Annotated in this window: 1 protein-coding gene; it reads left to right on the forward strand. The window is 63.6% G+C overall.

Annotation, left to right across the window (positions count from 1 at the left end):
- The coding region (locus tag FRC98_RS20920; protein ID WP_146983512.1) for an IS701 family transposase at window positions 1-590 on the forward strand (590 nt) is incomplete at both ends.

Consider the following 590-nt stretch of genomic DNA (forward strand, 5'->3'; position numbering starts at 1 on the left):
GCGTGCGTTGAGGCGCGGCTGTCGACGGCCAAACGAAAGACCCATCAGCCGGCGGGGATTCAACTGGCCGCGACGCCCGAGCAGGCCTGTGGACTTCGCCAAAAACTCAATCGCACCACCCTCAGCACGCGGTGGTCCGACGATCAGGCGCGCCTCAGGCTTTTGGAGGTCGCCCGGCAGCACGTCGGCAGGCCGGTCGCCCTGATCATCGATGACACCGGTTTCATCAAAAAGGGCGACAAATCTCCCGGTGTCCAGCGTCAGTACTGTGGCAAGGCCGGCAAACGTGAGAATTGCCAGCTCGTCGTCAGCACACACCTTTCGGGCTGGAACTGCTCGCAGCCGCTTCAGGCCGAGCTCTACCTTCCGGAGGTCTGGATCAATGACCTGGAGCGACGGCGCCAGGCGGGCATCCCTGACGAGATGGAGTTTCGCACCAAGCCTCAAATAGCCCTTGAGCAGGTGGACTGGATACTGGCCGCGGGCCTGCCCCCACAGATCATTCTGGCCGACGCCGGCTACGGCAACAGCGGCCCGTTTCGAGAGGGGCTTCGTGAGCGCAACCTCGAGTACGTGGTCGCCATTCAGCC

It is taken from the genome of Lujinxingia vulgaris, from assembly GCF_007997015.1.
Classification (GTDB): Bacteria; Myxococcota_A; Bradymonadia; order Bradymonadales; family Bradymonadaceae; genus Lujinxingia; species Lujinxingia vulgaris.